Source organism: Oscillibacter sp. CU971, from assembly GCF_905219725.1.
Taxonomy (GTDB): domain Bacteria; phylum Bacillota; class Clostridia; order Oscillospirales; family Oscillospiraceae; genus Oscillibacter.
Window position 1 is genome coordinate 21113 of the sequence record NZ_CAJMXG010000016.1, and the last position, 6081, is coordinate 27193.

Annotated in this window: 7 protein-coding genes and 1 riboswitch; of the genes, 3 read left to right on the forward strand and 4 right to left on the reverse strand. The window is 64.5% G+C overall.

Going from position 1 to position 6081, the window contains the following annotated elements; genetic code table 11:
• Positions 1-36 precede the first annotated feature (36 nt).
• The 4 genes from JX325_RS02670 to JX325_RS02685 form a co-directional block, all read right to left on the reverse strand.
• Positions 37-198 carry a hypothetical protein gene (locus JX325_RS02670; RefSeq protein WP_243413885.1) on the reverse strand — a complete coding sequence of 54 codons (162 nt, stop codon included), beginning with the start codon at positions 196-198 and terminating at the stop codon, positions 37-39.
• A gap of 74 nt (positions 199-272) precedes the next feature.
• Positions 273-923 (reverse strand): TrkA family potassium uptake protein, encoded by a 651-nt coding sequence (locus JX325_RS02675; RefSeq protein WP_204789637.1) that lies wholly within the window; start codon positions 921-923, stop codon positions 273-275.
• A gap of 15 nt (positions 924-938) precedes the next feature.
• The gene (locus JX325_RS02680) at positions 939-2258 is read right to left on the reverse strand and encodes a TrkH family potassium uptake protein (RefSeq protein ID WP_204789638.1); all 1320 of its coding nucleotides are present in this window, start codon (positions 2256-2258) and stop codon (positions 939-941) included.
• Between the two features lie 76 nt (positions 2259-2334).
• Complete coding sequence (locus tag JX325_RS02685) at positions 2335-3438, reverse strand: amidohydrolase (RefSeq protein ID WP_204789639.1); 1104 nt, start codon at positions 3436-3438, stop codon at positions 2335-2337.
• 152 nt (positions 3439-3590) lie between these two features.
• Positions 3591-3759: riboswitch (Lysine riboswitch) on the forward strand.
• Between the two features lie 108 nt (positions 3760-3867).
• On the opposite strand from JX325_RS02685, the gene dapA reads away from it, so the two are divergent.
• The 3 genes from dapA to dapD all read left to right on the forward strand — a co-directional run.
• On the forward strand, positions 3868-4755 hold the full coding sequence (dapA, locus tag JX325_RS02690; RefSeq protein WP_204789640.1) for a 4-hydroxy-tetrahydrodipicolinate synthase: 888 nt from the start codon (positions 3868-3870) through the stop codon (positions 4753-4755).
• Positions 4752-5471: a 4-hydroxy-tetrahydrodipicolinate reductase gene (gene dapB, locus JX325_RS02695; protein ID WP_204789641.1), complete on the forward strand. Its 720-nt coding sequence runs from the start codon at positions 4752-4754 to the stop codon at positions 5469-5471. Before dapA ends, dapB begins: the two co-directional genes overlap by 4 nt.
• 109 nt (positions 5472-5580) lie before the next feature.
• Positions 5581-6081 (forward strand): 2,3,4,5-tetrahydropyridine-2,6-dicarboxylate N-acetyltransferase (gene dapD, locus JX325_RS02700; RefSeq protein ID WP_204789642.1); only part of this gene is annotated, 501 nt, incomplete at its 3' end.

A 6081-nucleotide genomic window follows, 5' to 3' on the forward strand; every position in this document is an offset into this window, starting at 1 on the left:
CCTCCGGGTTGGCCGGAGGGGGCGCGTTTTCCGCGGCTACTGAATGTGCTCCTCAGGAAAATTGTCCAGCACCCGGAAGCCCATCTCCTCGGACGTCGCCAAGGGGTACTTGTAGATGGAATCCGGGTCCTGAATGGGGCAGATCCTCTTTTCCGGCTCCAGCCGGAGAAAGGGCTTNCCATCGTCAAGGTTATTCACCGCGCGCCTGNCCTCTGACATGAAACATCACCTCAGAAACAGCATGCGCAAAACCTCGAATTCTATGTTGAAATTTAATGTAAATTCATCAGGCGGATGCCCGCCTCCTTGTCCCCGGCCACAATGATGTGGACGTCGTCCCGGAAGCGGTAGTTGGGGTCCACCAGGGGGACCACCACGTCGCCGCTCTTCACGCCCAGGATGTTGACGTTGTATTTCCGGCGGACCTCCAGCTCCATTACCGTGTGGCCCTCCCACTCCTCGGGGATCTCCAGCTCGAAGATGGCGAANTTCGGCGTCAGCTCAAAGTAGTCGAAGACATTTTCGGCGGAGAAGCGGATGGCGGCCCGGCGGGCCATGTCCATCTCCGTGTGGACCACATGGTCCGCCCCGATCTTCCGCAGGAATTTAATCTGCCGCTCCTGGTCCGCCCGGGCCACCACGAACCGGGCCCCCAGCTCCTTCAGGGCCGCCGTGGCCTCCAGCGAGCACTGGAAATCGTCCCGGACGCAGACGAAGCAGATGTCGAAATTCCGCACGCCCAGGGACTCCAGCACCTGCTCGTCCTGGCAGTCCCCCACACAGGCGGCGGTGGCCATGCCCGCCACCTTCGCCACCTTCTCCTCGTCCTTGTCCAGCACCATGACCTCATTCCCCAGCTCCAGCAGATACCGGGTCAGGTGCCGCCCGAAGCGGCCCAGGCCGATGACCAAAAAGGATTTCATGCTCCGTCCTCCCTCTCAACCAATCAAAATCTTCTCCGGCACATAGCGCAGGCCGTTCCCGGCGTCCCGCCCCTTTGTCACCGCCATGGCAACAGACATGCTGCCCACCCGTCCGGCGAACATCATCAAAATCACCGTCCACTTGGAAAGAAGCGGCAGCGAGCCCGTCAGGTTCCGGCTGAGGCCCACGGTGCTCATGGCGGAAAAAGTCTCGTACAGCGCGTCCACCAGGCCCGCGCCCTGGACGCACAGCACCATGCAGCCGCACAGGGCCCNGAAAAGGTAGATGCCGGCGGTGGAGTAGGCCTTGTGGATGTCCCCCTCGTCCAGGCGGCGGCGGAAGACGTTCACGTCGCCCTGCCGCCAGATCCGGGCCCGGACCCCCAGGGCCAGCACCGCGAAGGTGTTCACCTTTACGCCGCCTCCCGTAGAGCCGGAGGCCGCGCCCACAAACATCAAAGCCAGCATCAAAAGCACGCCCCCCTGGCTCAGGGAGGACTGGTCCACCGAGGCGAAGCCCGCCGTCCGGGCCGTCACCGACTGGAACGCCGCCATCAGCGCCCGGGTGGGGCCGTCCGCCCCGGCGAAGGCGTGGTCCGCCTCCAAAAACCAAAAGGCAATCCCGCCCCCGGCAAAGAGAAGCAGCGTCACCGTAAAGGCGATTTTGGAGTGGAGCCGCCAGCGGCGGAAACGCCGCCCGTGGGTCAGGATGTCGTCCCACACCAAAAAGCCCAGGCCCCCGCAGATGATCAAAGCCATCAGCACGAGGTTTAAAAGGGGCTCCCCCGCCTCCGTGGTGATGGACGCGCCGGTGCCCAGAAGGTCAAAGCCCGCGTTGCAAAAGGCGGAGACGGCGTGAAACACCGCCATCCAAAGGCCCTTTCCCAAGCCGTACCGGGGGCAGAACCAGAGGGCCAACAACATGGCTCCCAGTCCCTCGCACAAAACCGTCACCAGCAGGGCCCNCCGGGCCAGGCGTACCACGCCCCCCAGCTGCAAAGCCCCCACGCTGTCTTGAAGCAGGGCCCGCTGCCGCAGTCCCACCCGCCGCCGGACCAGCAGCGCCGCCGGGAGGGAGGCCGTCACAAAGCCCAGGCCCCCGATTTGGATGAGCAGCAGCAGGACCGCCTGGCCGAAGGCGCTGAACTGAGTGGCGGTGTCGTACACCGTCAGTCCCGTGACGCAGGAGGCCGACGCGGCGGTAAACACGGCGCTGGTCCAGGGAATGCCCTCCCCGCTTCGGGAGGCGATGGGCAGGGCCAGCAGGCACGCCCCCGTCAAAATCAGGAGGGCGAAGCCCAGGGCGAGGGTCTGCACGGCATTTGGTCTTCGCATAAGGAGCGTTCCTCCTAAAATATGGTTTCCCTTTCTATTATACCCCGTTTTTTCCCATTTGCAAGTGGCCCCTGCGTCATTCCAGCAGGAGCAGCCGCTTCAGGAACTCCACGCCCTGGGGCAGGACCGTCTCATCGTCGAAGCAGAACTCGGGGGAGTGAAGCTCCGGCGTATCCCCCACGCCCAGCAGGAAGAACAGGCCCGGAACCCGCCGCTGGTAGAAGGAGAAGTCCTNCGCCGTCAGCGTGGGGGCCGCCAGCGGCAAGGGGGCGTGCTCCCCCAGCCCGGCGCGGACCGNCTCGTAAAGCCCCTCGTGGTTNCAGACGGCNGNGNAGCCCTNGCTTAGATGAACCTCTACGCCGCAGCCGGTTTCCGCCGCGACCTCCNGGCCGATCTCCTCCAGCCTTNGGCGGCAGAGGGCCTGGGCCNCGTCCCGGAAGGTGNGCAGGCNCCCCTCCAGCACCGTCCTGCCGCTGACGGCGTTGCGGACCGTGCCGGAGACCATCTTTCCAAAGCGCAGCACCNCCGGCTCCTNCCCCGGCAGGGNCTTTGCCATCTCATAGGCCCGCAGGAGGTACTCCGCCCCCGCCGCCAGGGCGTCGGCGCCCTCCGCCGCCTTGCCGATGTGGACGCTCTTCCCGGTGAGGCGCACCGTCACCTCGTTGGACCGGGCCATGATGGGGCCGGGGCGGCAGTAAACCCGTCCCTGCTCCAGCTTGGGCCACAGGTGCATGGCGAAGACCCGGGCGGCATGGTACCGTTCCAGGATTCCGGTATCACAGAGCTTTTCCGCCCCTCCGGTAGTCTCCTCGGAGGGCTGGAAGAGAAAGAGGACGTTCCGGGGCAGCGCCGCCCGGCGGGCGGCGGCGTACTCCGCCAGGGCCAGGGCCATGGCGGTGTTCCCGTCATGGCCGCAGGCGTGCATGGCCCCGGAGTTTTCAGAGGAGAACTCCAGGCCGGTGGCCTCCTCAACGGGCAGGGCGTCCATGTCCGCCCGAAAGGCCACGGTTTCGGCCTTCCCGGCGTCCAGATAGGCGCAGACGCTGGAGGGAATGGGAGAAAACGCCTCCATCTCAAAGCTGGCCAGGGCGGAATGAACGTAGGCGCAGGTCTCCGGCAGACGGTCGTCCAGCTCGGGGATGCGGTGCAGGGCGCGGCGGTATTCAACTACAGGCTGCATAGCGGGGCCTCCTTGCGTTTTATTCAGCAAACCACAATATAGCACGTTCCGGCGCTTCCCGGCAAGGGGCGGCGGCGTTTTCGTCGGTTTCCACAAGGACTTTTTGCGCCTTTCCCCTTGCAACCGGGTTTGGAAGATNATANGATAGCCAAAAATGAGATAGAGGCGCGGAGACGATGAGGTCGCGGGAGCCGGCAGGCTGGGAACGCGAGGGAGGCAGCTCCGCCGAATCTTCCGCCCAGGCGTGGGCGGAGGATGGGCCCGGGGGAAAAACCTCCGGGACTGTCCGCGGCTCAAAGCCGCGGGGGCGCTATCCGCTTACAGAACCGCCGTTTTCGGCGTGGAGCCTGTCGGTAGGAGCGCGGCCTCTACCGGCTTTTTTATACGATCTCCCATCCCCGACTCTATACAAAACTGGAGGGCATTCAAATGAAATTCAACAACCCCACCGGCTCCATCGTCGCCATGATTACCCCCTTCCGCCAGGACGGAAGCGTCAACTTCGACGTGCTCACCGGCCTTTTGGAGCGGCAGATCGCCGCCGGGACCGACGGCATCCTCACCCTGGGCACCACCGGCGAGTACCCCACCATGAGCCATGAGGAGGACGCCTCCGTGGTGGCCCACACCGTCAAGGTGGTAAACGGCCGGGTGCCCGTCATCGTGGGCAGCGGCTCCAACTGCACCGCCACCCAAATTGAAAAGAGCGTGGAGTACCAGGACATGGGGGCCGACGCCCTGCTGCTCATNGCCCCCTACTACAACAAGGCCAACCCCGAAGGCATGGTCCGCCACTTCGCCGAGACGGCGGATAAGGTAAAGATTCCCTGCCTTCTGTACAACGTGCCCGGCCGCACAGGCTGCTCCATCCCCGTCTCCGTGGTGGAAACGCTCAGCAGGCNCCCCNAGATCTGCGGCATCAAGGAGGCCAGCGGGGACATGTCCTACGCCATGAAAATCGCCCACTGCGTGGGGCCGGACTTCGCCCTCTACTCCGGCAACGACGACATCACCCTGCCCCTGATGAGCATCGGCGGAAGCGGCGTCATCTCCGTCTTCGCCAATGTGATGCCTGGCATGTGCCGCCAGATTGTGGCGGACTACGCCGGGGGAAATCAGGCCCGGGCCCTGGAAAACCACTTGAAATACCTAAAGCTGATGAACGGCCTCTTCATGGAGGTCNACCCCATCCCCGTCAAGTCCGCCATGAACATGATGGGCCTGAACGTGGGCCCCATGCGCCTTCCCTTGTGCGAGATGAGCGGCGAGCATCAGGCGGCCCTCCGGGCCACGCTGGAGGAGGCGGGTCTGCTGTGAACTATATTTTGATTGGCCGGGGGAAAATGGGCTCCCTCATCCGGGAGACGGCTCAGGCCGCCGGAGACGAGATTCAGGCCGCCTTTGACATCAACGACATCGACCAGCTGGGCAAGCTCGGAAAAGCGGCCGACGTGGTCATCGACTTCTCCCGGCCCGGCTCCCTGCCGGAGGTGGCGTCCTATGTCCGCCGGACCGGCACGCCCCTGCNCTCCGGCACCACCGGCCTCTCCCAGACGGACCACGCCCTGCTGGAGAGCCTGGGCGCGTTTGCCCCGGTGCTCTGGTCCGCCAACTATTCCCTGGGCGTGGCCGTCCTCTACCGGGCCCTGGNGGCAGTCTCCGGGGTGTTGAAGCCGGACTTTGACATCGAGCTGACGGAAACCCACCACAACCAGAAGGCCGACGCTCCCAGCGGCACCGCCAAGCTGCTGCTGGAGGCCATCGACCCCGCCCGCGCCCTGGCCCCGGTCTATGGCCGGGAGGGAAACACCGGCCAGCGGCGGAAGGAGGAAATCGGCGTCCACTCCCTCCGGGGCGGTACCGTGGCGGGGACTCATACCGTCCACTTCTTCGGCCCCGACGAGGAGCTGGAGTTCACCCACCGGGCCGCCAGCCGTCAAATCTTCGTCAACGGCGCGCTGCACATGGCCCGGCTGCTGCCAGGGAAGCCCAACGGGGTATACGACCTGCAAAAAATCCTGTTTGGAGAGTGAGTTACTTTTCTTGAAAGAAACGTAAAAAAACGTTATCTTGCTGCGTCATGCAGTGGTTAACCCAGCCCCTGCGACGGTAGCGCAGCCGCATCTTTATGGAGGATTCTTTATGAACGCACAGGAGATCATCGACTATATCGCGAACTCGGAAAAGAAGACCCCGGTCAAGCTCTATGTGAACACCACCGCTCCCGTGGACTTTGGATCCGCCAAGGTCTTCGGCGGTCAAAACAGCTTCACCGTCTTCGGCGACTGGGCAGAGCTGGGCCCCTTTCTGGAGGCCAGCCGGGAGAAGATCGCCGACCTTGTCATTGAGAACGACCGCCGGAACTCCGGCGTGCCCCTGCTGGATTTGAAGGGGGTAAAAGCCCGTATCGAGCCCGGCGCCATCATCCGGGAGAAGGTGGAAATCGGCGAAGGGGCCGTCATTATGATGGGGGCCGTTATCAACATCGGCGCGGTAGTAGGTCCGGGCACCATGATCGACATGGGGGCCGTGCTGGGCGGACGGGCCACGGTGGGGGCCCGCTGCCACATCGGCGCGGGGGCCGTGCTGGCCGGCGTGGTAGAGCCCGCTTCCGCCACCCCCGTCGTCGTGGAGGACGGCGTG